Origin of the sequence: Nonomuraea sp. CA-141351 (genome assembly GCF_050944675.1) — a bacterium.
GTDB lineage: Bacteria > Actinomycetota > Actinomycetes > Streptosporangiales > Streptosporangiaceae > Nonomuraea.
In genome coordinates this window covers 2,534,312-2,559,127 of sequence record NZ_CP191982.1, presented here as the reverse complement: position 1 = coordinate 2,559,127, position 24,816 = coordinate 2,534,312, and the positions used below count along the sequence as shown (strand labels likewise).

Below are 24,816 nucleotides of genomic sequence, written 5' to 3'. Positions count from 1 at the left end.
GCGTCAGACGACGGTGATGCCGCGGGCGGCGAGGATGGCGTTGGCCTGGGTCTGGTTGATGACGGCGCCCGCGAAAGCCCGCAGCTTCGCGTCGTCCGGCTGGCCCAGGTCGGCCCCGCGCAGATCGGCCTTGGCGAACTTCGTCTGCAGCAGGCGCGTCCCGATCAGCCGGCACTCGCTGAACGTGGCCTCCGTGAAGTCGCAGCCCGACAGGTCGGCGTCGTCGAAGCGGACGCCCTCGATGAGCTCCCCGCGCAGCGAGCAGCCGCCCAGGTTGGCCAGGGTCAGGTTGGAGCGGCTGAGCTTGAAGCCGGTGCCGCGCGAGGCCGTGAGAGACGTGCCGATCATGCGGCAGCCCGTGAAGGAGACGTCTGTCAGGAGCGCGCCGCCGAACTGGGCGGAGGACAGGTCCACGTCGGTGAACGTCACGTCGATGAGGTCGGCGTCGTTGAAGCGGGTCCGCATCCCGCCCCCGCCCGTGAACGAGGCCCCGTCGAGGTCGGCCTTGCGGAAGTCGGTCTGGTCCAGCACGCAGGACTCGAACCTGGCCCCCGCCAGCGGCGCGCCCCACAGATCGGCCTCCGTGAGGTCGCAGTTGCGGAAGACGTGTGTTTCGTCGGAGGGGAGCCGGTCGGCCAGCGCTTTGCGTGAAAGGTCCTCGCCGTCGAAGTTCACGGGATCACACACTACTCATGAGAACCCGTGAGCACCTCCGCCGCCGCCTGCCCGCAGACCCGGGCCGACCCGTACGTGGCGATGTGGACGGCGCCCAGATCCGACCGCGCGGGAAGGCCCATCTCCACCACCACCGCGTCGGGCCGGGCGCTGAGCAGGTGCCGCAGCGCCTGTTCCTGCCAGGCGTAGCGGTGCACGTCCCGGACCACGATCACCAGCGGCCGTCCGGCCGACTCCTTGACCAGGCGCTCGAGCGCCGAACCCGTCGAATCCCCCACCGCCAGCCGCGTCACCACGGTGTCCGGCAGCAGGCGGGCGAGGGGCTCGCCGACGCCCCACGGCGTGTTGCGGTCGATGGCCAGGTTCATCTCCGGCGCCAGCTCCACCACGTACGCCGGAGAGGTCAACGGCAGCACGGGAGCGGCCGACCGGCGGGTGACCCTGATCGCCCGGCGCGCGGCGACCAGGCCGATGGAGTGGTCGCGGGACGGCCGGCTGCCCGAGGAGGCGGCCCATGAGGCCAGCTCGCGGACCCTGCGAGCGGCGTCGGCCAGCCGCTCCTCGGGCAGCAGTCCCTGGGTCACCGCCGTGGCGATCGCGTCGCGGATCCCGGCGGCGGTGGCCTCGTCGGCTCGCTCGCCCCCGACGCAGATCGCGTCGGCTCCCGCGGCGATGGCGCGGGCGGAGGCGCCCCCGATCCCGTACTCCCCCGCCACCGCCGCCATCTCGATGCCGTCAGTGATGATCATTCCTTGGAACCCGAGCTCCTCGCGCAGCAGCCCGGTGAGTACCTTGGGGCTGAGCGTGGCGGGCAACTCGGCGTCGTACGAGGGCACCAGGAGATGGCCGGTCATGACGGCCTTGACGCCCTCCTTGATCGCCTCTCGGAAAGGGAGCAGCGCGTCCTCGATTCCGTCGTCGGACACCACGGGCACGCCGTGATGCGAGTCCACCGAGGTGTCCCCGTGCCCGGGGAAGTGCTTGGCGCACGCGGCCACGCCGGCCGACTGCAGGCCCCGTACGAACGCCCTGGTGTGCCGGGACACCAGGGCCGGGTCGGCACCGAAGGCCCGCAGGCCGATGACGGGGTTGTCCGGGTTGGAGTTCACGTCGGCGGATGGGGCGAAGTCGAGCGTGACGCCCGCCGCCGCCAGGTCGCTGCCGAGGTCCCTGGCCAGGGCCTCGGTCAGGGCCACGTCGTCCACGACGCCCAGCGCGTAACCGCCGGGGCGGCTGCTCCCGGTGGCCACCTCCAGCCTCGTGACCTCCCCCGACTCCTCGTCGGTGCCGACGAGCACCGAGGGGTTCTCGGCGCGCAGCGCGGCGGTCAGCCGGGCCACCTGGGCGGGGCCGGCGATGTTGCGCGAGAACAGCACGACGCCGGCCAGCCCGTCGCCGAGGCGGCGGCGGAGCCAGTCGGGAGGCATGTGTCCCGTGAAACCGGGGAAGAGTACGGCGTCGGCGAGGCGAAGCAGGTCACCGCTCAAGGGCATGACCCGCAATCTAATAGGAAAGTTTCCTATTTGCTAGAGGTATTTTCTGACGTCAGCTTGCTCCCCCTCACATGGTCACGAGGCCAGCCGCTCGATGACGGTGACGTTCGCCTGACCTCCGCCCTCGCACATGGTCTGCAGGCCGTACCGTCCGCCCGTGCGCTCCAACTCGTGCAGCAGCTTCACCGCCAGTACGGCGCCGGTCGCGCCGAGCGGGTGGCCGAGCGCGATGGCGCCGCCGTTCGGGTTGACCTTGACGGGGTCCGCGCCGGTCTCCTTGATCCAGGCCAGGACCACCGGCGCGAACGCCTCGTTGATCTCGATCGCGTCGAAGTCGTCGATGGCCAGGCCGGTCCTCCCGAGCGCGTGGACGGTGGCGGGGATCGGCGCGGAGAGCATCATGATCGGGTCGGCGCCGCGGGCCGAGACGTGGTGCACGCGGGCGCGCGGGGTCAGGCCGTGCTCCCGTACGGCCCTGGGCGAGGCGATGAGCAGGGCCGCCGCGGCGTCGGAGATCTGGGACGCCAGCGCCGCGGTGAGCCGGCCGCCCTCGACCAGAGGCTTGAGCCCGGCCATCTTCTCGACGGTGGTGTCCCTGCGTGGGCACTCGTCCGTGGCGACACCCTCGTAGGGGATGATCTCGCGGGCGAAATGTCCGGCGTCGATGGCGTGGACGGCCCGGCGGTGCGACTCGTACGCGAACCGCTCCATCTCCTCGCGGGAGACGTCCCAGGCGGCGGCCATCTGCTCGGCCCCGGTGAACTGGGAGACCTCCTGCGTGCCGTACCGCTCGGCCCAGCCCTTGGAGCCCACGAAGGGGGTCTCGTGCCCGAACGCGCGGCCCGCGAGCATCGCGGCCGAGATGGGGATCATGCTCATGTTCTGCACGCCGCCCGCCACCACCAGGTCGCTCGTGCCGGACAGCACGGCCTGGGCGGCGAAGTGGAGCGCCTGCTGGGACGAACCGCACTGGCGGTCCACCGTGACGCCCGGGACCTCCTCGGGGAGCCCGGCCGCGAGCCAGCAGGTGCGGGCGATGTCCCCCGCCTGGGGGCCGATCGTGTCCACGCAGCCGAAGATCACGTCGTCGACGGCCGACGGATCGGTGTCCGCGCGGTACATCAGCTCCTTGAGCACGTGCGCTCCGAGATCGGCGGGATGGGCCGCGGCCAGGCCGCCGTTCCTGCGCCCTACGGGGGTGCGGACCGCGCCGACGATGTACGCCTCGTTCACCCTCGCATGGTAGCAAGCGCTTGGTAGAGTATGGAATGCCGTATGAGCTGGGGCGGTTAGGTGAACAAGCGATTGTCTGAGGGCTCATAATGGTGTCGTGACCACGCGTAAGAACTCCGGCACCACGACAACCCCGGCGAAGCGCCAGCGCGCGACCTCATCGGGGCCGGCCTCCGAGCGCCGCGACCACCTCGTCAAGCTCGCCGCGGAGCTCTTCGCGCGCAAGGGCTTCCAGGCCACGACCGTCCGTGAGATCGCCGACGAGGCGGGCATCCTCTCCGGAAGTCTCTACCACCACTTCGACTCCAAGGAGACGATCGTCGACGAGGTGCTCTCCACCTTCCTCGACGACCTCATCGCCCGCTACCGCGCGGCGGTCGACTCCAGCGCCGACGCCCGCACCGTGCTGTCGGAGATGGTCCGCATCGGGTTCGGCACGCTCGAGCCCCACCGGGCCGCGATCACGGTCATGCAGAACGACTGGAACTACCTGCGGCAGTTCGAGCGGTTCAACTATCTGGTCAAGGCCGAGGACGAGGTCGAGCAGATCTGGGTCGCGCAGATCAAGAAGGGACAGGCGGCCGGGCTGTTCAGGTCCGACGTCGATCCGAAGCTGACGTACCGCATGATCCGCGACACGATCTGGGTCGCGGTGCGCTGGTTCCGCCCGGGCGGCAGGCTCAACACGACCGCGCTGGCCGAGCACTACATCACCGTGCTCTTCGACGGCCTCGCCACGGGCGAGCGCACCACGCAAAAGGGATGAGCCTCGGCAAGGCGGTGCGGCTGGCACTGCAGGACGCCGCGGAGCCCGGCAAGGCCGAGACCATGCGCGCCTACATGAAGTCCTCGATGCCGTTCCTGGGTGTCCAGGCCGTCGCCAGGCGGGCGGCGCTCAGGCGGGTCTTCTCCGAGCACCGGCTGGACAGCGCGCCGGAGTGGCGGCGGGCCGTGCTGGGGCTGTGGCGGGAGGCCGAATACCGCGAGGAGCGTTACGCCGCCGTCGAGTTGTCCGGCCACCACCTCTACCGGGACTTCCAGACCCTCTACACGGTGCCGATGTACGAGGAGATGATCGTCACCGGCGCCTGGTGGGACCTGGTGGACGAGCTGGCCACGCACCGGATCGGCGGCCTGCTGGCCGCCTTCCCCGACTCGATGCGGCCGCTCATGCTGGAGTGGGCGCACGACGGCGACCTGTGGAAGCGGCGCACCGCCATCCTGTGCCAAAACCGGTTCAAGCAGCGCACGGACACGGCCCTGCTGTACGCGTGCATCGAGCCCAGCCTGGCCGACAACGACTTCTTCGCGCGCAAGGCGATCGGGTGGGCATTACGCGAGTACGCCAAGACCAACCCCGCCGACGTGCTCCGCTACGTCAACGCCAAGGGCATCTCGGGCCTGAGCCGCCGCGAGGCGCTCAAGAACCTCCCCGTCACCTAGTCCACAGGGCGTCCTGAACGGCCTGCACAAGTGCGATCAGCTCCGGCGTGACGCGCTCCTTCGACCAGGCCAGTGCGTACGTGATGCGCAGGTCGCCGGCGTCGAGCGGCACGAAGCGCACGTCGTCCCTCCTGACGGCCCTGACCAGGAGCTGCGGGATCGGCAGCAGCCCGGCGCCCGCCGCCACCAGGTCGAGCGCGGCGGCGAAGTCGTCGTCGGCCACCATGCGCGAGCGCCCTGGCAGCCCCGCCCAGGGGCGGCTACCCGGCGTGAGCAGCACCTGGCCGCCCAGCTCATCCGGGGTGACCTTGGGCCTGGCCGCCAGCCGGTGGCCCACGGGAAGGGCCAGGTGGTCGACCGTGACGTGGAACCTGGCCGCCGTCACGAACTGCGCGGGCGCCGGAGTGGCCAGGATCGCGGCCGAGACCTCGCCGCCCGCCAGCGCCTGCGCCGCCGGCCCCCGGCCCGCCGCACGCAACTCCACGCCGATCGCCGGAGTGCGGCCCGCCAGCCGCCTGACGATCCGCGCCGCCAGCGCGCCGACGAGTGGTGGATAAGCGAGATGAATGGTCGGCCGCGCCAGCCTGGCCGACTCCGCCGCGAACGCCTGGACCGACTCGATCACCTGCTCCGCGTACGGCAGCAGCGCCTTGCCCTCGGCCGTGAGCCGCACGTCGCGGGCGGTCCGCTCGAAGAGCCTGACCCCGGCCGCGCGTTCGAGCCGGGTGATGGCCTGGCTCATCGCGGGCTGGGACATCCCCAGGTCGGCGGCGGCCCGGGAGAAGCTGAGCCGTTCCGCGACCCTGGCGAAGCAGTGGATCTCCTTGAGCATAAGCAGCACCAATACATGATGCATGAGCTCCCGAGTGCTCGGCAGGATGCCTGTGATCACTCGAACGACGTCAAGGGAGCCGAGAGATGTCCCCATTCCCCAAGTCCACCGTGCTCGGATATCCGAGGATCGGGCCGCGAAGGGAGTTGAAGCGGGCGCTGGAGTCCTACTGGGGCGGGCGTTCGACCCGGGCCGAGCTCGAGCAGGTGGGGGCCGAGATCAGGGAGCGCACCTGGCGCAGACTGGCCGAGCTGGGGCTCGAAGGGCTGCCGTCCAACACGTTCTCGCTGTATGACCAGGTCCTGGACACGGCGGTGCTGCTGGGCGCGGTGCCGGAGCGGTATCGCGAGGCCGGCGACCCCTACTTCGCGATGGCCAGGGGCACCGAGGGGCTCGCGCCGCTGCGGATGACGAAGTGGTTCGACACGAACTACCACTACATCGTTCCCGAGATCGGGCCCGGGACTGTGTTCAAGCTGGACGCGAGCAAGCCGCTGTCCGAGGTGCGGGAGGCCCGGGCCCTGGGGTTCGAGACGCGGCCCGTGGTGGTGGGACCGGTCACGTTCCTGCTGCTGGGGGCGGCGCTGGACCGGCTGGACGACGTGCTCGGCTGCTACGAGGAGCTGCTGTCCGCGCTGGCCGCCGAGGGGGTCTCGTGGGTGCAGCTCGACGAGCCCGCGCTGGTGGGCGACCGGACCTCGGACGAGCTGGCCGCCGTGCATGCCGCGTACTCCCGGCTCGGCTCTCTCACCACCCGGCCCGGGATCTTCGTGGCCTCCTACTTCGGCGACCTCGGCGAGGCCCTCCCGGTCCTGGCCGGCACTCCCGTGGAGGCCATCGGCATCGACCTGGTCCGGGGTGGCGTGCCGGCGCTCGACCTGTCCGGCAAGACCGTGGTCGCGGGCGTGGTGTCCGGGCGCGACGTGTGGCGCGTCTCGCCCGAGCGGGCGCTGGCCGCTCTGGGTGCCGTGCGGGCCTCGGAGGTGGTGGTGAGCACGTCGTGCTCGCTGCTGCACGTGCCCTACTCCGTGGAGGCAGAGCCGGAGCTCGACCCAGCGCTGAAGGAGCGGCTGGCGTTCGCGGAGCAGAAGGTGGCGGAGGTGGTGGCGCTCGCGCGTTCCCCGCTGCGGGACACTCCTCCCGCAGAGCCCTCCGTTCCCCTTTCCGGGCCGGTGGTGCCGGAGGAACGCGGCCCGTACGCCGTGCGTGCGGCGGCGCAGGCCGAACACCTGCGGCTGCCCCCGCTCCCGATCACCACGATCGGCTCGTTCCCGCAGACCGGCTCGCTGCGCGCCGCCCGGGCCGCGGTCGCCTCGGGCACGCTTTCTCAGGCCGACTACGAACAGCAGGTGAAGGCCGAGATCGAGCGGGTCATCCGGGTCCAGGAGCGCCTCGGGCTCGACGTCCTCGTGCACGGGGAGCCGGAGCGCAATGACATGGTGCAGTACTTCGCCGAGCACCTCGACGGGTTCGCCGTCACCAGGAACGGCTGGGTCCAGTCGTACGGCTCCCGCTGCACCCGGCCGCCGATCCTGCACGGGGACGTCGGCCGCCCCTCGCCGATCACGGTGCGGTGGGCCACGTACGCGCAGTCGCTCACGGACAAGCCCGTCAAGGGCATGCTCACCGGCCCCGTCACCATCGTGGCCTGGTCCTTCGTCCGCGACGACCTGCCGCTGCGCGACGTCGTGTTCCAGGTGGCGGACGCCGTCAGGCAGGAGGTCCGCGATCTGGAGGCGGCCGGGGTGTCGATCATCCAGGTGGACGAGCCCGCCCTGCGCGAACTGCTCCCGCTCCGCCGGGCCGCGCAGGCCGACTACCTGGAGTGGGCGGTGGCCGCGTACCGGCGGGCCACGTCAGGGGCGAGCGATCGCACGCAGATCCATACCCACCTCTGCTATTCGGACGCCGACCAGATCCTGGCCGCCATCGACGGCCTCGACGCCGACGTGACCACCATCGAGTCCGCGCGGTCAGGTGCCCGGATCCTGGGCTCCGTCGGGTCCTTCGGCCGCGGGCTCGGCCCCGGGGTGTACGACATCCACTCGCCCCGGGTGCCCGGCGCGGAGGAGGTCTCGGAGCTGTTGCGGCGCACTCTGGAGGTGCTGCCGGCGGAGCGGGTCTGGGTCAATCCGGACTGCGGGCTGAAGACGCGGACGTATGAGGAGGTGGAGGCCGCGCTGGCGAACGTGGTCACCGCCACGCGACGGCTGCGCGCGGAGCTTCACGCGTAGCGTTCGGTGAACTCCTCGACCGTCATCCCGAAGAGGAACTCGTCGTCGTAACGGCCGTTGGCGTAGTGACCCCTGCGCCGGCGGCCCTCCTCCACGAACCCCAGCCGCCGGTGCAGCGCCAGCGACGGCTCGTTGGAGCTGTAGACCCAGGCCTCGGCCTTCTGGAAGCGGCGCTCGAAGAACATGTACCTCAGCAGCAGGACGATGGCGTCGCCGGCGTAGCCCTTGCGGTGGTACGGCGTCCCGATCCCGATCCCGTACGCGAAGGTGCCGTGCACGCGGTCGACGCTGTGCGTGTTCACCATGCCGACCGGGGCATCCCCGTCTCGGGTGGCGATCACCAGGCGGACGTCGTCCAGGCCCTGGGTCTGCTCGGCCAGCTCGGCGGCCCACTTCCTGGCCCGCGCCGCCGACTGGGGCGGGTGGAGCTGGTGGCCGCTCCTGACGGCCTCGGAGTACTCCTCGAAGGAGTGGAACGCCTCCCAGTCCTCGGGCTCGATGGCTCGAAGCCGTACGCGCTCGCCTACCCATGCCGACGTCATGCCCGGCAGCAAACCACGCCGCCCCGGCCCCTCGCGAGCGGTTTTCCAGCCCGTTGGACGATGCAGGGAGCCGGGACCTAATCCCCCAAGAGGCGGCGGATCGCCTCTGCCCGGTGCTCGGCGAGGTAGCGGCTCTCTTCGGCGAGATCGTCGACACCGCCGGGCTCGTCGTCAGGCGGGGGATTGCGCTCGGCCCACCGGCGCAGGCGAGCCAGACCGGAGCCCAGGTCTGGCAAGGGCGGCCCCCGGCAAGATCGAGTCGCGCGTCGTCCCGACGCTGCCTGCCAGCTTCCCGCATAGGTGGTGTCCAGCAGGCGAGGGGCCTCCCGTCCAGGCATTGGTGCTGTGACATCACGGTGCGGCCTGGAAGCGGCTCCCCGCTGCCGACGCGGCTCGGCGCTCGGCCGCGCGGGCGGCGGGTGGGACGAGGAGGCCGACGACCGCCAGCCCGCCACCGAGGGCGATCCAGCCGAATTGTCCCCACTCGATGCAGAGCGTGGTGACCAGAGCCGGGCCGAGGAACTCGGAGGCGCTCATTCCCATGCCGAACAGTCCCTGGTACTGGCCGATCGCGTGCGGCGGAGCCAGGGCGAACGACAGCTCGAAGCCTCCGGCGGCATGCCAGAGCTCACCCACGGTGTGCACCACGACGGCCGCCAGCAGCATCGTGGCGGCCATCCATCGCGGCACATCGGCGCTGAACGCGATGACCGTACAGGAGAGCAGGAACATCGTCCCAGCACGGCGCATGGCCCGGCCGGCCGCCGCCGGCGTGTCGACCCCCCTGGCGGTACGCGCCTGGAACAGGCCCACGATGGCGGTGTTGACCAGCATCGTCGCGCTGATCAGCCAGTGGGGCGCGGCCGTGGCCGCGACGATCCAGAGCGGCACCGCGATGGTGAGCACCTTGAACTGGACGGCCATCAGCCCGTCCAGGACGGTCAGGATCACGTACGGAATATCCCTCAGCGCGGTCCACCGCGGCCCGCTGTGCGCCGGCGCCGGCGGGGTGGGCGGGAGGAGCACGGCGATCGCCGCCGCGCCGAGGAAGGTCGCGGCGGTGCCGAGAATGAGCGCCAGGTAAGCGGGACGGGTGCCGACCTGGATCGCCCATCCCGCCGGGAGGGTTCCGAGGGAGATGCCGATGTTGCTCACCGAACGCAGGTAGCCGCGGAACTCCTGTGGACGGTCCGGGCTGTGGTGGGCGATCAGCGGCGCCCGCGCGGCCACACCAAGCGCCCGCCGATCCGGTCCGCGAGGTGACCACTGGGCGGCCCGGCCGCCAGGGACAACAGCCCGGCGATGCTGAGGGCGACGCCGACCTGCTGGGCGGGCAGGTGGATGACTTGCGTGAAATACAGCACGCCGGCGGTCAGGTAGGCGCCCCTGCCGGCGGCGTTGACGAACGTGGCCGCGGCGAGGACCCGCTGCGGCCCGGGTCGCGGGATCCAGGAACTCGGCCTCATGCGCACGATCGGGGCCGGACGGTCAGTGTCGCCGCAGCGTCAGGCTCGCCTCGCCACCCGCGACGGTGAGCTCGGCCTGACCGCCAACGGGAAAGGCGGCCAGCGGGTCGGTGTGGCCGACGTCGATGTTGGCCAGCACCGGGAGTCCCTCCAGTGCCGGCTGGGTGGCGATGATGTGTTCCAGCAGCGGGCGCGTCATACGGCTTGCCCTCTGGAAACGCCCGATCGCCAGCCCTCGGACCCCGGCGGCGTCGGGAAGCTGGAGCAGTGATGTCAGATTCCGGGCGAAGGCCACCGGAGGCGATTCGAGGTCGTCCTCGACGATCAGTATCGCGCCGTCGAGAGAGGGCATGTAGGGGGTGCCCTGCAGCAGGTTCAAGGTGCAGAGGTTCCCGCCGACGATCCTCCCCTCGGCGGTGCCGGGCCGGAGCGGCCACCATCCCTCATTGGGGAACAGGTCGCGCTTGTCCTGGTCGAGGAACCAGAGGTCGTCGCTCCAGCGGGCCGCCGGGCTCCAAGCGATCGGATCGGAGCCGAACATGATCTCCGTGAACCATCGCAGGGTCGGCTCGAAGTGATCGCGCATCCCGAACGTCGACCAGTGCGGCCCCGAGTAGGTGACCAGCCCGGTACGGGCGAGGATGGCGTTCTGCAGGGCCGTGATGTCGGAGTAACCGCACAAGATCTTCGGGTTGGCGCGGATCAGATCCCAGTCCAGGTATGGGAGAAGTTCGTTGCAGTTGTAGCCGCCGATGACCGTCATGATCGCTGCAACAGAAGGGTCCGCGAAGGCCTCGTGCAGATCCGCCACCCGGGAGGCGATGCTGGAGGAGTCGAAGGGGTCCCGTTCATCGACATGGCGGCCGTAGGAGAGTGTGAGGCCGAGCTCGGCGAACCGGGATCCGATGATGTCGGTGTGGTCGTGCTCCGTCACCATGGCGCGGGACCTGGACGGCGCCACCACTCGTACGACGTCGCCTCTGTTCAGCTTGGGCGGGAAGATTACGTCCATTGTCGGGAGCGTAACCGACCGGTGTCGACGGCGATGTGCGCAACGACAGCGAACTCAACGATGAGGCTTGTCGGGCGTTCGCGGTACCGCCAACGTACACTCGCAGGTATGAGCGCCGGACATGCGCATGAGGAGCTTCACCACCTGGTGGATCGGCTATCGCCCGACCAGGCACGCCGCCTTCTGCGTCTGGTTAAGACCGACCCGGAACTCGCTAATCTCTCGGACGAACAGGACAAGCCGGTCCGTCGTCGTCTCTCGATCGCCGGGATCGGCGCGTCCGGTGAGGGGGATCTCTCGGAACGGGTCGAAGATTTGTTGGCGGAGCGGTTCAATCGCTCAGTGTGACCGCTGTTCTGCTGGATACGGGCCCCTTGATCGCGGTGGTCGATCGAGACGACAAGCATCATGCTTCTTGCGTTCGGCTGCTGGAGAGACTCGACGGACCACTGCTCCTGCCGTCAACGATCCTGATCGAGGCTGGCTGGACCATCAACCGGCACATGGGAGCGTCCGTCCATGCCCAGTTCCTCGATCTCGTGATCGAAGAGTTCGAGCTGGTCAACCTCATCCCACAGGATGTCCTACGAATGGCGGAACTGGTCCGTGTCTACAGGGACGCACGCCTCGACCCTGCCGACGTGTCCGTTGTCGCGATTGCCGAGCGGCTGGCGATCGCCCACATCGTGACCCTCGATCGCCGAGATTTCTCCCTGATTCGCCCTCGCGCGAAGTCGGAGACGACTGCTCCGGTTATTCCAGCGCACGTAAGCTCCCATTCCGCCTGAGGGGATGGGCCGGGCAACGCGTAGGCGCAGCCTGCGCCGCGGGTAAGACCGCCTGAGCGCAGCGAAGCCCGACAGGGGTCGGGACTGGGCCCGACTGGGAGCGACGGCTGAGCCCCTGAGCGCGAAGCTCCCCTGGCGAAGACCTTGCGCGCCGCCAGGCGCGTCCAAGGGGCGAGCGGAGCGAGACCCGCCCGGGGCCGGGCTCCAGCAGGCCGACCAGCCACTGGGCAACGGGTGGGGTGAGCCCGCGCAACCTACCCGAACGTCCAGGCCAGGTGGTTCAGGGCGGCGTCGGCGTAGTGGCGGGGACCCGTGCTCAGACCGTACGCCAGGTCCTCGATGAGGGCGCACCTCGCGTAGAAGAGCACCCTGGCGCGGTCCGTCTCGTCAAGGTCGAACTCGTAGTGGGCCACTGTCGACTCGAAGACCTCCGGGCCGAGGTCGCGGTAGATCAGGGCGAAGTCGTGGGCCGGGTCGGTGATGGCGGCGTCGGTCCAGTCGATGATGCCGGTGATCGTGCCCGACGAGGCGTCCACCAGCACGTGCTCGGCGCCCAGGTCGTTGTGGCAGAAGCGTAACGAGCGGGGCTCGTCCGGCGGCGGCTCCCGGAGGAAGCGCTCCACCAGGAGGCGCTGCTGCTCCGGGACGTGGCGCTCCACGTCGCGGTAGTCGAGCTCGGCGTCCTGCAGGAGCGTCGGCGCCGGGTAGACGTCGAGAGGCGCCAGGTCGCGCATCGTGTCGGCTGGGGCGGCGTGGAGGGCGGTGAGGAACTCGCCCAGGGGCTCTGCCAGGCGCCGCGGGTCGTCCACCGGGTGCCGGTTGAGGGGCTCTCCCGGGAGCTTGTGGTACGCGATCACGCCCGACTCGTCGTCGGCGAAGAGCACCTCGGGGACCGGCAGTGGGGAAAGCTCCCTGAGGGCCGCCAGGCGGGCGGCCTCCTGCCGGTTCTCCTCCGGATTCGTCGCCTTGTTGCGCCGTACCAGCAGCTCGTCGTTGACCTCGTACACCAGGTTGTCGAGGCCCTGGCCGAGCTGGCGGATGGAGCGCACCTGGTAGTCGGGGAGATGGCGGGACAGCAACGTGTGGATTTCGCCAGTCACACCCCGCAGCCTAAGCCCCGGCTACTTGAGGGCTCCAGACGTCAGGCCGCTCTGGATCTGGCGCTGGAAGACCGTGTAGACCACCAGCATCGGGAGGATGGCCAGGGTCAGGGCTGCGAACAGGGCGGACCAGTCCTGGTCGTATCCGGCGGCGGTGGAGATGTCGGCGATGCCCTGGGTGAGGACCCACTTGTCCCGCTCCTGCAGCAGCACCAGAGGCAGCTGGTACTGGTTCCACTGGCCCAGGATGTTGAAGATCGTGATGCTGATGATGCCCGGCCGCGCCATCGGGAGCATGATCTGGAAGAAGACCCTGGTGTGCGACGCGCCGTCCACCATCGCGGCCTCTCCCACGGCGGTCGGGAGCGTGCGGAAGAACGCCGACAGGAAGAAGACCGTGAACGGCATCGAGTACGCGATGTACACCAGGACCAGGCCCGCGTGCGTGTTCAGGCCGATGAACGGGCCGATCAGCGGCACGTTGCCCATGTTCTGGACGACGAAGAAGAGCGGGGTCAGAGCCAGGTAGACGGGAAAGGCCAGACCCGAGACGAAGAGCAGATAGACGGCCCGGTTGCCGCGGAAGGGGTAGCGGGCCAGCACGTACGCGGCCATCGACCCGATCAGCATCGTCCCGAACGTGCTGAACGACACGACGATGACGCTGTTGAGCATGTACTGCCCGATGTGCGCCTGCTCCCAGGCCCTGGCGAAGTTGTCCCAGTGCAGCGCGGAGGGCAGTGACCAGGCGTCCCCGAAGATCTCGTCCTCGCTCTTGACCGAGGCCAGGAACGTCCACAGGATCGGCACGATCACCAGCAGCGTCCAGATCAGCAGCGCGACGTGCGTCAGCACCCCGAGCGGGCCGAGCCGCCGTTTGCGCTCCTGGCGGGCGAGCTTGCGCGAGTTCGCCGCCGTCCACGAGATGGTCGTTGTCATCAGTACTCGATTCGTTCGCGCCGCGTGAGGCGCAGCGAAAGGATCGCGAAGCCGACGGTGAAGAAGAACATCACGACGCCCAGCGCCGAGGCGTAGCCGAAGCGGAAGTACTGGAACGCGTTGCGGTAGATCTCGGCGGCCATGACCGTGGTCGACCAGTCGGGGCCGCCGTGCTGGTCGGTCATCACCCAGACGATCGCGAACACGTCCAGCGCCAGGATCCCCAGATAGACCCAGGCCACTTGGACGGTGTCCCAGAGCAGCGGCAGCGTGATGCGGAAGAACAGGCTCACCCGGCCGGCCCCGTCGATCTGCGCGGCCTCGAACATGTCCCTGGGGATGGAGGCCAGGCCGGCGGAGAAGAGCACGACGTAGAAGCCGACCGCCTGCCAGACCATGACGCCCAGCACCGACCAGAACGCCACGTCCGGATTGGACAGGAACCCGATCGGCTTGACCCCGAGCGCCATCAGCGGGCCGTTCAGCATGCCGCTGCCGTCCGGCCGGAACACCTGCTGGAACAGCACCGCCACCACGGCGACGGCCAGGACCTGCGGGAAGAAGAACACCACGCGGTAGAAGTTCGACCCGCGGATCCCCGACGTGCCCTGCGCGCCGCCCACGTTCAGGAGAAAGGCGAAGAACAGGGCGATGACGATCGTGATCAGCGGCAGCAGCACGAGCAGCGCGCCGTTGTGCGTGACGGCCTTCCAGAACGTCCCGTCGCTGAGGAGCCGCTCGAAGTTTTCCAGACCTATGAACGTGGGCGTGGCCGTCACGCCGCGCCAGTCGGTCATCGCGATGTAGAAGGCCTGGACGTACGGCGAGATCACGTAAACCAGGTAGAGAATCACCGGGGCTGCCAGGAACGAGGTGATGAACAGCCCGCGGCGATACCTGTTGAAAATCATCAGCGCTTGTACTTCTTGATCGAGGAGTCCTTCTTGAGCTCGTCGGCCTTCTTCTGCAGGCGCTCGAGGTAGGCGTCCGGCTTGATCCCGCCGGTCATCAGCTCGCCGGTGGCGGCGATGGCCTCGTCCTTGAGCTGGGCGTACCAGGTCTGCCAGCGGTAGTAGACGACGTTCGTGCCCGCGGCGGCGAACGCCTTGGTCGCGCTCTCCGCGCCCGGCGACAGCTGGCGCCCCTCACCCGCGCCCTTGACCACGGAGACCGTCTTGACCATCTCGCTGAAGTCGCCCGCCGCCTTCTTCGACAGCATGGCCCGCAGGTACTCCATGCCGCCCTGCGGGTTGGGTGACTTGGAGGGCACGATGAAGTTCTCGCTCGGCTGGCTGTGCAGGGTGCCGTACGGCAGCTTGTCGGAGCCGCCGAAGTCGGGGATCGGGAACATCCCGTACTCGAAGTCGGCCGGGGTGGTCGTCTTCTGCTCGTTCTCCAGCCAGGAGCCGGAGGGGAGCATGGCGACCTTGTACTTGTTCTGGGCCGTCTGGGTCTGCACGTGGTCGAGGCCGGCGGTGCCCTCCATGAGGTACTTGGCGCCGATCTCGGCCCAGGCCGTGGCCGAGGTCTTCATGGCGTCGCTCTTCCAGGCGCCGTCCTCGAGGTTGTCGATGTTGACGAGGACCTCGGCGCCGCCGATCTTGGCGGCCATGGTGAGCAGCGGCTCGTAGAGGTACTGCGGGAACTTCCCGGCGTAGGTGAAGGGCGCCATCTTGCCGGACTTCTTGATGGTCTCGCAGAGCTTGAGGAACTCGTCCCACGTCTTCGGGGGCTCCCAGCCGTTGTCACGGAAGGCTTTCTGCGAATACCAGATGCCGAAGATGTAGTTCACGTAGCCGAGCACGCTGAAGGTGCCGTCGTACGTGCCGAGATCGATGACGGCCTGGTCGATGGTGTCGCGGACCTTGGTGTTCGGGTCGTCCCAGCTCGGCGCGTCGAGCAGTGGGGTGAGGTCCTGGAGCTGGCCGTCCTGGGCGAGCGCGCCGAAGTCCATGGCGTTGGCGCCGGAGTTGTCGATCACGTCCGGCGGGTTGCCGCCGGCGAAGCGCGGCTGGAGGACCTTGGTGATCTCCTTGGTCGCGTTGTGCTTGATCTCGACGCCGGGGTGCTTGGACTTGAACAGCGGCTGGTGGATGGTCTTGGCGTAGTCCTGGCCGAAGCCGCCGTCGAAGATCCACACCTCCAGCGGCTTGTTGTCCGCCACGCCGAACGGGTTGGCGGCGCTGGTCGCGACCGGCGCCGCCGAGGACGAGGCGGAGGGCTTGGCGGCGGGCGTGGCGCACGCGGCAAGCGCTCCCGCCACGGGCACGAGTGCGGCACCGCGAAGGAGCTCACGGCGGCTGATATGGGGGGTGTTAGGCATTTGACTGCTCCTGACTGTTTATGATCCGCGTCGGATACGTCCTGCGTAGCGGCTCTCCAGGGCCCTGTTGTGCTCGTCGCCGCCGGTCACGTTGGCGGACAGGTAGATGGGAGGCGTCTCCCCCGTGGCCACGAGCTCGTCCACCGCTTCGGTGACCACCATCTGCGCGAGCAGCGCCGAGGTGACCGTGGACACCGCGCCGTAGGTGCCGCCGCCGGGCAGCTCGAGGAGGGCGTCGCCGTACGGCGCGCCGTTGTCCAGCACGACGTCGGCCAGGTCGAGCAGCTTGCGGCCCGACGGGTGGCGCGAGGTCATCTGGGTGCTGTGCTTGACCGAGGTCAGCGCGATCAGCGGGTGTCCGCGCTCCTTGACGAGCGTGGCCAGCTCGACGACCGCGCCGTTCACCCCGGAGCTGGAGATCAGCACGAACACGTCCTGCGGCTCCACCGGCGCCAGGTCGTAGATCTCGTGCGCGATGGCCGGGTCGCGCTCCAGCTCGGGGGTCAGCACGCTCGCCGGGCGGCCCCCGTACAGGACGAGGTCCCTGGGCGTGAGGCGGTTGCTGGGGACGAGGCCACCGGCCCGTCCGGCGATCTCCATCGCGATGGCCTCGGAATGTCCCGACCCGAACGCGTTGACCACGCCGCCCGCCCGGATCGAGGCCACCACCAGCGCCGCGGCCTGCTTCACCGGCTCGGCCTGGCTCTGCGCGACCTGGTGTGCCAGCTCGAGGACCTTGGATGCGTACGTCATTCAGCCTCTCTCCACCCGATGGCTCTCCACTGCGCTGATCGTGCGCTCGAACGCCTCGTTGGTGCGTTCGTAGGTCTGTTGGGCCACCGCCACGTACACGGCGTCCAGCACGAACAGCTGCGAATGGACGGCGGCCAGCCCGCCGAGCCTGAACGTTGTCTCCCTGCTGGCGGTGGTCAGCACCAGGTCGGCCAGCTCCGCCAGCGGTGAGCGGGCGAAGGAGGTGACCGCGACCGTCAGCGCGCCGTGGCTGCCCGCCTCCGCCAGCGCCTCCATGACCTCGCGGGTGCGGCCCCTGTGGCTGATGCCGATGGCCACGTCGCCCTCCTTGAGCAGCGCCGCCTCCGACAGGGCCACGTGCGCGTCTCCGGCGCTCCAACCGGGGATGCCGATGCGGCGCAGCCGGCCTTCCAGCATGGTGGCGACGTTACCGCTGGTGGAGACGCCGACGAGGAGGACACGCGGCGCGGCCACGATCGCGTCGGCCACCTTGGCGACGACGTCGAGGTCGAGCTGCGCGGCGGTGTCCTGGATGAGCCTGGTGTCGGCGGCGGCCATGACCTCGATGGCCGCGTCGAGCGGGTCGTCCGGTCCGATCTCGTGGCCGACGCCCGCGCCCCAGCCCGCCTGCGCGGCCCTGCCGGTCTCGGTGGCGAGGGCGACGCGCAGCTCGGCGTACCCGGAGAAGCCGAACGCCCGGCAGAACCTGGTCACGGTCGCGGGCGAGCTGCCCGCCCGCTCGGCCAGCGCGATGATGGTCGAGCGCGCGGCCTCGGCCGGATCGCCGAGAATCACCTCGCCGACCCTGCGCAACGCCTCCGGCAAACCGGGTAGTTCTGTTTCGACGCGCCCCAGCGCTCCTGAAGTCACGAATATTCCTTCCGAATACCCGGTCTTCTGGCGAAAATTATTCTTGCTTCCGGTCCACGTCAACCCCCAGACTCGGACCGTGACTGAATCGCTAGTGGTCGGTGTCGACGCAGGAGCCACGTCCACGCGGGTCGCCGTCCACGCGCTCGACGGCACCAGGGTCGGCTACGCCCGGGCCGGAGCGGGCAATCCGACTGCTCACGGGCTGGGCAAGGCGGTGGCGGCCGTCGCGGCCGCGCTCGGGGAGGCACTCGGGACGCACGACGGAGGGCGGGTCGCCGGCTCGCTGGCCGGGATCGCCGGGCATGTGCACGAGATGGTGCCCGAGCTGGCGAAGGTCTGGGCCGGCCACGGCATCGCCGAGGGGCCCCGTTACATGGGCGACGTGCCGATCGCCTACGCCGCGGGCTCCGCGGAGCCCGACGGCTCGCTGCTGCTGTCGGGAACGGGCGCAGTGGCGGCCAGGATCGCAGGCTTCAAGGTCGACGCCCTCGCCGACGGGCTGGGCTGGCTGCTGGGCGATGAGGGCTCGGGCTTCTGGATCGGGCGCCGGGCCGTCAAGGCCGTGGTCGGCGCCCTGGACCGGGGCGCGCCTCCCAGCGGTGGCGGCGAGCTGGCCGAGCTCGTGGTGGAGCACTTCCTCGGCGACGAGCGGCCCCCCTCGTCGCGTGCCGCCGCCGACCGCATCGTACGGCTGGCGCAGGCCGACCACATGCGCCTGGCCGCGCTGTCCTCGCTGGTCAGCCGGGCCGCCGCGGCAGGCGACGAGACGGCACTGAAGATCACACAAGAGGCCGCCGGCCATCTGGTCGCCACACTCGGGCGGGTGCACGTGTCCGGGCCCGTGGTGCTCGCCGGGAGCGTGCTGACCAGCGACGGTCCGGTACGGCGGGCGGTGGTGGAGCGGCTGGCGGACAAGAACGTCACGACGGCGGGCGACGCGGCGGGCGCGGCGGCCTGGCTGGCGGCCCGCCCCCTGCTCCCGGAGGCGGACGCGAAGGCACTGCACGCGGCGTTCACCGCCGTCAGCCCTTGACGGCTCCCGCCGTCATTCCGGTGCCCATGCGGCGCTGCAGAAACAGGAAGAGCAGCAGCGCGGGCAGCGCGAACAGGCTGGCGGCCGCCATCGTGGCGCCCCAGTCCGTGCCGAAGACGTCGCGGAACGACGACAACCACACCGGCAGCGTGCGCTTGTCCTGGTCCTTGATGATCAGCACGTTCACGAACGCGAACTCGTTCCACGCCGTGATGAACCCGAACAGCGACGTCGCCATCAGCCCGGGCGCCAGCAGCGGGAACACCACCCGCCGGAAGGCGACCAGCCGGCTGCACCCGTCCACCTGCGCCGCCTCCTCCAGCTCCGGCGGGATCGCCGCCAGGAACCCGCGCAGCGTCACGATCGTGAACGGCAGCGTGATCATGAAGTAGACACCGCTCAGCATGGCCAGCGAGTCCAGCAGCCCGGTGTCCCTGGCGATGATGAACACCGGCACCAGCAGCGCCTCCCATGGCGCCATCTGCGCCGCGAACACCGCCACCACGAACGCCCCTCTCCCCCGCCAGCGCATCCTGGCCACCGCGAACGCCGCCAGCAGCGACACCACCAGCGCGACCAGCACCGCGGCCACGGTGACGACGAGGCTGTTGCGCCAGTAGGTCCAGAACCCCGGCGCGTTCACCGCCGTCACGAAGTGCTCCAGCGTCGGGTGCGCCGGCCAGAACAACGGCGTGGCCGCCTGGATGTCCCTGGTCGGCTTGAACGCGGTCAGGAACATCCAGTAGACCGGGAAGATCGTCACCACGAGCACGACGACCGCGGCCGCGTTGAGCGTCAGCCTCTTCACTGGCGGACCATCCTTCGCAGGTTGCTGACCAGGGCGACCGCGAGGATGACGACCGTGAGCATGGCGACCGCCGAGCCCAGGTCGTACCGGTGCAGCACCCGGGCGATCTTGAACGCGTACACCGGAAGGGTGGTCGTCGCGCCGTCCGGGCCACCCTCGCTGAGCACCCAGATCTGCGGGAAGCACTTGGCCACCCAGATCACCTCCAGCGAGGCGACCAGGGCGAACAGCTGCCGCAGAATCGGCAGCGTGACCTTCCAGAACACCTGCCAGCCGGTGCCGCCGTCGATCCGGGCGGACTCGTACAGCTCCGCCGGGATGGTGGTCAGCCCGGCGTAGAGGGTGAGCGCCGCGAACGGCACCGACTGCCAAACGACGAGGACCACGAGCACGGCGAACGTGGCCGTGCCGTCGGCGAACCACGTGTAGCCCCGGAAGGAGTCGAGCCCGAGGGTGACCAGCAGCCAGTTCACCACGCCGAGCTCCGACTGGAACAGCCACTGGAAGACCGTCGTGGCCGCGATGATCGGGGTGGCCCAGGCCAGGGCGAGGGCGCTCATCAGGGCCAGTCGCAGGCCGCGGCGCAGGCGGACGAGCATCAGCGCCACGCCCGTGGACAGGACCACGATCAGCACCACGTTGATCGCGGTCCACCCCAGCGTGCGCCACAGCACCCGCCAGAACTCCGCGCCGGACAGCAGCTCGGCGTAGTTGTCCAGGCCCGCGAAGGCCGCGCCGCCCTTGATCAGCTCCCCCATGCGGAAGTGCTGGAAGGAGATCACCGCCGCCTTGAGCAGCGGGTAGAGCAGGAGGAAGGCCCCGCCCGCCACCGTGGGCGCGATGAGCAGGTAGGGCCACAGGCTCCTGGCACGCATTCAGGATCCGCTGTTCAGGGTCGTGGTGATGGACTCCGAGACCTTCTTCGCCTCCGTCGCGGGATCGGCTCCGGTGAGCACGGCGGTCATGTACTGCTTGATCACGGAGGTGGCCTCGACGGCGGCCCAGTTGGGGGTGTTCGGGGTGGCGCGGCCGCCCGCGGCGCTCTTCGCCATGGCCGCGGTGCCCTCGTCGCCGGACAGCACGCCGGCCAGCGAGGTGCGGTTCGGCACGAAACTCATCGCCTTGGCCAGCTCGGTCTGGAACTGCTCACCGGCCAGGGACCTGACCAGCTCGTACGCCGCCTCCTGGTTCTTGGACGCGACCGGGATGATCAGGTCGGAGCCGCCGGTGAAGACGGTGCCGGGCTTGTCGGCCGTCTTACCCGGGATGGGGAAGAAGCCCATCTTGCCCTTCAGCTTGTCGTCCACCTCCAGGACGCGGGCGGCGATGCCGGGCACGGCGATGATCTGCGCGACCTTGCCCTGGGCGAACACCTCGTGCTGGGGCGGGTTGGCCTCGTCGGCGTCCTTGGGGCCTTTGCCGAGGGCCTGGAGGCGCTTGTAGAAGTCCATGCCGGCCAGGGCCTGCGGGGTGTCGAGGGCGCCCTTCCACTTGCCGCCCTCCTGGACGGCCAGGTCGCCGCCCTCGTCCCAGATGAAGCCGGCCAGGGCGTACCAGGTCTGGCCGGTCAGATAGATGCCCTGATTTCCGTCTTTATTTAGCTTTGCGGTGATATTTAGCCATTCGTCCTGAGTTTTCGGCGGCTCCTTGATGCCTGCCTTGGCGAACAGGTCCTTGTTGTAGACGACCACGCGGTTGGCGGCGTACCACGGGATCCCGTACTGCTTGCCGTCGATCTTGCCCGGCTGGGCCAGGCCCGGCAGCCAGTCCTCGCCCTTGAGCTCGGCGACCTTGGCGGTCAGGTCCGTGACGCCGCCGCTGGCCGAGTACTGCGCGACCTGGGTGTTGCCCACCTCGATCACGTCGGGGGCGTCGGTGCTGGCCAGGGCCGCGGTGACGCGCTCACCGATGCCGTCCCACGCCTGGATCTGGATGTCGAGGTCCACGCCCTTGTGCGCGGCCTCGTACTCGGTCTCGAACTTCTTCAGCAGGTCCTGCGTGACGCTGCCGTCCATGATCCAGACGATCAGTTTGGCGGGACCCGCGGCCGCCTTGGGCTCCTCGGCAGTGCCGCACGCGGCAACCGCGAATACGGCCGCCAAGGCCAGGATGCGGTTCTTCATGGCGATCCTTGTCACGGGTTGGGGACGGTGTCCCTGAAGGAGGTCCCGGCGGCGCGCAGGGAGGCGACGCGGGTGGTGACGTCGGCGGGCGAGACGACCTCGTTCTTGCTGTAGTAGAGCCAGTCCACCTGCTGCCGGTACGTACGCGTCCCGGTGGCGCCCTGGAGATCGATGAACCACTGGTTGAACATGATCCACATCGGCGTCTCGGGGTAGTAGATGTCGCCGTGGTCGGCGAACAGGCGGCCGTCCACGTAGTACTTGATGCGACCGCCGGAGACCTGGATCACGAGGTCATGCCAGCCGGCGAAGCTCGCGCGCTCCTCGGTGTGGGTGTTCACGGCCTGCCAGGGGTCGGCCTGGTAGGTCTCCCAGCTGGTGGTGTAGAGGATGTCGGACGGCTCGCCCCAGCCGCCGTTCGGCAGGTACTCGAAATCGAGCTCGCCGTAGTCGGGGTCCAGGTTGTAGCGGAGCGGGGTGATGGTGAAGAACGTCTGCACCACGTGCTCGCCATCAGGGCCGCCGGTCGGGGCGTCGCTGAAGCGGACGCGGGCGGCGTAGGTGCCCTCGAAGAACTTGCGGTTGGCGGTGGACACCTCGGTCTGCACAGTGCCGGCGGCGGTGCCGTTCGTCGAGGAGTCGAGCGTCAGCACGCCGCCGGGGAACGAGACCGCCGACGGCGACCAGGTGGCGCCGGGCACGCCGGGGCCTCCGGAGCTGGAGCGCACCGTCCAGCCGCGCTGGGTGAGGAGCGGGTCGCTCGATCCCGAGTACGTGAAGTCGTCGAACAGCACGCCCGCCGAGCCCGTCGGGGGGACCGTGGGCGTGACGGTGGGGGTGGGCTCGGTGCCGTTCGGCCGGCCCCACGCCAGCTGGCCGTTGACGTGGACGGTGACCTTGTCCCAGTTCGTGTAGGCCGTGTTGGACCCGTAGGAGTAGTCGTCGCTCTGCGTGAACGTCTGCCAGTCCGCGCGGTAGAAGCGCAGCTGCATGTCGCCGGTGTTCGCGCCGGGGGCCAGGCCGCCGGAGGTGAAGCCGACCTCGAGGTACTGGTCGGCGCCCGACTGGCGGACGAACTGCCCGGTCACCGTCGAGCAGCCCACCACGGCCCAGGAGCAGGCGAAGCGGTACGTCTCCGTGCCGGTCAGGTAGTAGCGGATCTTGACCTGGTTGAGCGGGATCGTGGTGGTGCCGTCGTTGAAGAGCTGGAACCAGGGCTCGGCCTGGGCGGTGGTGGCGCCTGGGGCGCTGGTGCGGTACTGGAGGCGTACGGACTGCTGGGCGCTGGCCGGGGCGACCAGGGCCACGACGACGAGGACGAGGGGGATGGCTAAGGAGAGGACTACTTTTCCGATATTTCGGTACATGGGGGGTTCTCCTTGCTGTGTGCGGCTCCCGAATTTCGTGCATGCCGAACAGAGCTCGTGGCGGCTCGTGGCGGAGGACTCTGGTGTCGTGATCAGGCACCGCGCCGGATGCGACCGGCGTACAGCGCCTCCAGCTTGAGGTTGTGCGCGTCGCCCTCGGGGACGTTGGCCGAGAGGTAGACCGGCGGCACCTCACCCGCTTCGAGCAGGTTGCGTACGGTCTGGGCCACGACGAGCTGGGCCAGCAGCGCCGAGGTAATGGTGGAGACGGCTCCGATGGAGGTGGGCGCGGTGGCGCCTCCTTCGGGCAGAGGAAGCACGGCGTCGCCGTAGGGTGCGCGGTTGTCCAGGACGACGTCGGCCAGGTCGATGAGCTTGCGGCCCGAGGGGTGGCGGGACGCGACGGCTCCGCTGTGGGCGCGCGAGGTGATCGCGATCAGGTCGTGACCGCGCTGCTTGACGAGCGTGGCCAGCTCGACGACCACGCCGTTGACGCCCGAGTTGGAGATGATGACGAACAGGTCGCCGGGGTGGACGGGCGCCAGGTCGAGGATGGTGCGGGCGATGGACGGGTCGCGTTCGAGGTCGTACCGCTCCAGCTCGGAGCGGGGGGCGTCGCCGTACAGGACGATGTCCCTGAGCGCGAGCTTGTTGGTGGGCACCAGGCCGCCCGCGCGGCCGGCGATCTCCATCGCGACGGCCTCGGAGTGGCCGGAGCCGAACGCCTGGATGACGCCGCCTCCGGTCAGCGCCTTGGTGAAGAGGCCGGCGGCTCGGGAGATCTCCGGGTCCTCCGGGATGGTCCGGACGAGGTCGGCGATGTGCTCAGCGAAAGTTGCCGGATCTATCGTCATATATCTCCTTCTGGAAGGCGATGTCCGGCTACCGCCCGGACGGTCACGTCGAATGCCTGCTTGGTGCGCTCGTACGTACGTTGGGCCACCGAGACGTAGACCACGTCGAGCACCACCAGCTGCGAGTGGATCGCGGCGAACCCCTCCGACCTGAAGCTCGTCGCGCGACTGGCCGTGGTCAGCACCAGCTCGGCCACCTCGGCCAGCGGCGAGCGCGGCTGCGAGGTGACGGCCACGGTGATCGCGCCGTGGCTGCCCGCCTCCGCGAGCACCTCGATGACCTCGCGCGTCCGGCCGCTGTGCGAGATCCCGATCGCCACGTCGCCCTGTCCGAGCAGCGCGGCGTCCGTCAGCGCGCTGTGGGCGTCAGACCTGCTCCAGGTCGGTACGCGCATGCGCTGCAGCCGGTACTCCATCTCGCTCGCCACGGCCGCGCTGCTCGACACGCCGAACAGCAGCACCCGCCCGGCCCTGGCCACCGCCTGGGCCACCTTCTCGACCACGGCCAAGTCCAGCTGGTCGGCGGTCTCCTGGATCAGGCGGATGTCGTTGCCGGACACGACGCCGAGCACCTTGTCGAGGCTGTCGTCGGGGAGGATCTCCTGGCCGATGTCGGTGTGCCAGGTCTGCTGGGCCTTGCGTCCGGTCTCGGTGGCGACGGCCACGCGCAGCTCGGCGTACCCGGTGAAACCGAGGGCGCGGCAGAAGCGCGTGATGGTCGCCGTGGACGTCCCACTCCGCTCGGCCAGGTCGACGATGGTCAGCCGGGCAGCCTCGGCCGGGGCGGCCAGGATCGCCTCGGCCACCTTGCGCAGCGCCTCGGGCATGTCGTGCTGCTCGGCCTGGATGCGGTTGAGTAGTTCCACGCGGTGAAAATTATGCTCAGACTCTGGTGCCGTCAAGGCTTAAGGGCAATAATTTTTGA

General features: G+C 69.6%; 27 protein-coding genes. 6 read left to right on the top strand and 21 right to left on the bottom strand.

Going from position 1 to position 24,816, the window contains the following annotated elements:
• Positions 1 to 3: 3 nt before the first annotated feature.
• The 3 genes from ACQPWU_RS12560 to ACQPWU_RS12550 all read right to left on the bottom strand — a co-directional run bounded on the left by ACQPWU_RS12560 (position 4) and on the right by ACQPWU_RS12550 (position 3,401).
• Positions 4 to 675: a pentapeptide repeat-containing protein gene (locus tag ACQPWU_RS12560; protein WP_433439448.1), complete on the bottom strand. Its 672-nt coding sequence runs from the start codon at positions 673 to 675 to the stop codon at positions 4 to 6.
• Positions 676 to 686: 11 nt separating this feature from the next.
• Complete coding sequence (locus ACQPWU_RS12555; RefSeq protein ID WP_433439446.1) at positions 687 to 2,168, bottom strand: glycoside hydrolase family 3 protein; 1,482 nt, start codon at positions 2,166 to 2,168, stop codon at positions 687 to 689.
• A gap of 75 nt (positions 2,169 to 2,243) precedes the next feature.
• Positions 2,244 to 3,401 (bottom strand): acetyl-CoA C-acetyltransferase, encoded by a 1,158-nt coding sequence (locus ACQPWU_RS12550; RefSeq protein ID WP_433439444.1) that lies wholly within the window; start codon positions 3,399 to 3,401, stop codon positions 2,244 to 2,246.
• 97 nt (positions 3,402 to 3,498) lie between these two features.
• On the opposite strand from ACQPWU_RS12550, the gene ACQPWU_RS12545 reads away from it, so the two are divergent.
• Positions 3,499 to 4,167 (top strand): TetR/AcrR family transcriptional regulator, encoded by a 669-nt coding sequence (locus ACQPWU_RS12545; RefSeq protein ID WP_433439442.1) that lies wholly within the window; start codon positions 3,499 to 3,501, stop codon positions 4,165 to 4,167.
• Entirely contained in the window at positions 4,164 to 4,844 is a 681-nt protein-coding gene (locus ACQPWU_RS12540) for a DNA alkylation repair protein (RefSeq protein ID WP_433439440.1), read from the top strand. Before ACQPWU_RS12545 ends, ACQPWU_RS12540 begins: the two co-directional genes overlap by 4 nt.
• Here ACQPWU_RS12540 and ACQPWU_RS12535 read toward each other — a convergent pair.
• The gene (locus tag ACQPWU_RS12535; protein WP_433445195.1) at positions 4,837 to 5,676 is read right to left on the bottom strand and encodes a LysR family transcriptional regulator; all 840 of its coding nucleotides are present in this window, start codon (positions 5,674 to 5,676) and stop codon (positions 4,837 to 4,839) included. The two genes, ACQPWU_RS12540 and ACQPWU_RS12535, sit on opposite strands and share 8 nt — an antisense overlap.
• An 86-nt stretch (positions 5,677 to 5,762) precedes the next feature.
• On the opposite strand from ACQPWU_RS12535, the gene metE reads away from it, so the two are divergent.
• Positions 5,763 to 7,910 carry a 5-methyltetrahydropteroyltriglutamate--homocysteine S-methyltransferase gene (metE, locus tag ACQPWU_RS12530; protein WP_433439438.1) on the top strand — a complete coding sequence of 716 codons (2,148 nt, stop codon included), beginning with the start codon at positions 5,763 to 5,765 and terminating at the stop codon, positions 7,908 to 7,910.
• Here metE and ACQPWU_RS12525 read toward each other — a convergent pair.
• From ACQPWU_RS12525 to ACQPWU_RS12505, 5 genes are all read right to left on the bottom strand, one after another.
• Positions 7,901 to 8,452, bottom strand: coding sequence for a GNAT family N-acetyltransferase (locus ACQPWU_RS12525; protein ID WP_433439436.1), 552 nt, complete (start codon positions 8,450 to 8,452; stop codon positions 7,901 to 7,903). The two genes, metE and ACQPWU_RS12525, sit on opposite strands and share 10 nt — an antisense overlap.
• Before the next feature lie 77 nt (positions 8,453 to 8,529).
• Complete coding sequence (locus tag ACQPWU_RS12520) at positions 8,530 to 8,688, bottom strand: hypothetical protein (protein WP_433439433.1); 159 nt, start codon at positions 8,686 to 8,688, stop codon at positions 8,530 to 8,532.
• Positions 8,689 to 8,803: 115 nt separating this feature from the next.
• Positions 8,804 to 9,682 (bottom strand): hypothetical protein, encoded by an 879-nt coding sequence (locus ACQPWU_RS12515; protein ID WP_433439430.1) that lies wholly within the window; start codon positions 9,680 to 9,682, stop codon positions 8,804 to 8,806.
• Complete coding sequence (locus tag ACQPWU_RS12510; RefSeq protein WP_433439428.1) at positions 9,661 to 9,918, bottom strand: MFS transporter; 258 nt, start codon at positions 9,916 to 9,918, stop codon at positions 9,661 to 9,663. Before ACQPWU_RS12510 ends, ACQPWU_RS12515 begins: the two co-directional genes overlap by 22 nt.
• 22 nt (positions 9,919 to 9,940) lie before the next feature.
• The gene (locus tag ACQPWU_RS12505; protein WP_433439425.1) at positions 9,941 to 10,930 is read right to left on the bottom strand and encodes a S66 peptidase family protein; all 990 of its coding nucleotides are present in this window, start codon (positions 10,928 to 10,930) and stop codon (positions 9,941 to 9,943) included.
• Between the two features lie 108 nt (positions 10,931 to 11,038).
• On the opposite strand from ACQPWU_RS12505, the gene ACQPWU_RS12500 reads away from it, so the two are divergent.
• Positions 11,039 to 11,278, top strand: a complete 240-nt coding sequence (locus tag ACQPWU_RS12500; protein WP_433439422.1) for a hypothetical protein — start codon at positions 11,039 to 11,041, stop codon at positions 11,276 to 11,278.
• On the top strand, positions 11,275 to 11,718 hold the full coding sequence (locus ACQPWU_RS12495; RefSeq protein WP_433439419.1) for a type II toxin-antitoxin system VapC family toxin: 444 nt from the start codon (positions 11,275 to 11,277) through the stop codon (positions 11,716 to 11,718). Before ACQPWU_RS12500 ends, ACQPWU_RS12495 begins: the two co-directional genes overlap by 4 nt.
• 254 nt (positions 11,719 to 11,972) lie before the next feature.
• Here ACQPWU_RS12495 and ACQPWU_RS12490 read toward each other — a convergent pair whose 3' ends face one another.
• From ACQPWU_RS12490 to ACQPWU_RS12465, 6 genes are read right to left on the bottom strand one after another with little or no spacing between them, the layout of a single operon-like run.
• Positions 11,973 to 12,818, bottom strand: coding sequence for a phosphotransferase family protein (locus ACQPWU_RS12490; RefSeq protein WP_433439417.1), 846 nt, complete (start codon positions 12,816 to 12,818; stop codon positions 11,973 to 11,975).
• Positions 12,819 to 12,839: 21 nt separating this feature from the next.
• Positions 12,840 to 13,757, bottom strand: a complete 918-nt coding sequence (locus tag ACQPWU_RS12485) for a carbohydrate ABC transporter permease (protein ID WP_433439415.1) — start codon at positions 13,755 to 13,757, stop codon at positions 12,840 to 12,842.
• Entirely contained in the window at positions 13,757 to 14,668 is a 912-nt protein-coding gene (locus ACQPWU_RS12480; protein WP_433439412.1) for a carbohydrate ABC transporter permease, read from the bottom strand. The genes ACQPWU_RS12485 and ACQPWU_RS12480 overlap by 1 nt, the downstream gene beginning before the upstream one ends.
• The gene (gene ngcE / locus ACQPWU_RS12475; protein WP_433439409.1) at positions 14,668 to 16,080 is read right to left on the bottom strand and encodes an N-acetylglucosamine/diacetylchitobiose ABC transporter substrate-binding protein; all 1,413 of its coding nucleotides are present in this window, start codon (positions 16,078 to 16,080) and stop codon (positions 14,668 to 14,670) included. Before ngcE ends, ACQPWU_RS12480 begins: the two co-directional genes overlap by 1 nt.
• A gap of 18 nt (positions 16,081 to 16,098) precedes the next feature.
• Entirely contained in the window at positions 16,099 to 16,833 is a 735-nt protein-coding gene (locus ACQPWU_RS12470; protein ID WP_433439406.1) for a sugar isomerase domain-containing protein, read from the bottom strand.
• Complete coding sequence (locus ACQPWU_RS12465) at positions 16,834 to 17,703, bottom strand: MurR/RpiR family transcriptional regulator (protein ID WP_433439404.1); 870 nt, start codon at positions 17,701 to 17,703, stop codon at positions 16,834 to 16,836.
• A 79-nt stretch (positions 17,704 to 17,782) separates the two neighbouring features.
• Between ACQPWU_RS12465 and ACQPWU_RS12460 the strand changes: the two genes are divergently transcribed.
• Complete coding sequence (locus ACQPWU_RS12460; RefSeq protein WP_433439402.1) at positions 17,783 to 18,739, top strand: N-acetylglucosamine kinase; 957 nt, start codon at positions 17,783 to 17,785, stop codon at positions 18,737 to 18,739.
• Here the strand turns inward: ACQPWU_RS12460 and ACQPWU_RS12455 are convergent.
• From ACQPWU_RS12455 to ACQPWU_RS12430, 6 genes are all read right to left on the bottom strand, one after another.
• Positions 18,729 to 19,547 carry a carbohydrate ABC transporter permease gene (locus tag ACQPWU_RS12455; RefSeq protein ID WP_433439400.1) on the bottom strand — a complete coding sequence of 273 codons (819 nt, stop codon included), beginning with the start codon at positions 19,545 to 19,547 and terminating at the stop codon, positions 18,729 to 18,731. The genes ACQPWU_RS12460 and ACQPWU_RS12455 overlap by 11 nt on opposite strands.
• A complete protein-coding gene (locus ACQPWU_RS12450; RefSeq protein WP_433439397.1) occupies positions 19,544 to 20,422 on the bottom strand; it encodes a carbohydrate ABC transporter permease in 879 nt (292 codons plus the stop codon). Before ACQPWU_RS12450 ends, ACQPWU_RS12455 begins: the two co-directional genes overlap by 4 nt.
• Entirely contained in the window at positions 20,423 to 21,670 is a 1,248-nt protein-coding gene (locus ACQPWU_RS12445; protein ID WP_433439394.1) for an extracellular solute-binding protein, read from the bottom strand.
• An 11-nt stretch (positions 21,671 to 21,681) separates the two neighbouring features.
• The gene (locus ACQPWU_RS12440; protein WP_433439391.1) at positions 21,682 to 23,037 is read right to left on the bottom strand and encodes a cellulose binding domain-containing protein; all 1,356 of its coding nucleotides are present in this window, start codon (positions 23,035 to 23,037) and stop codon (positions 21,682 to 21,684) included.
• Between the two features lie 92 nt (positions 23,038 to 23,129).
• The gene (locus tag ACQPWU_RS12435; RefSeq protein WP_433439388.1) at positions 23,130 to 23,891 is read right to left on the bottom strand and encodes a sugar isomerase domain-containing protein; all 762 of its coding nucleotides are present in this window, start codon (positions 23,889 to 23,891) and stop codon (positions 23,130 to 23,132) included.
• Complete coding sequence (locus ACQPWU_RS12430; protein WP_433439386.1) at positions 23,888 to 24,757, bottom strand: MurR/RpiR family transcriptional regulator; 870 nt, start codon at positions 24,755 to 24,757, stop codon at positions 23,888 to 23,890. The genes ACQPWU_RS12435 and ACQPWU_RS12430 overlap by 4 nt, the downstream gene beginning before the upstream one ends.
• Between the last annotated feature and the right edge of the window lie 59 nt (positions 24,758 to 24,816).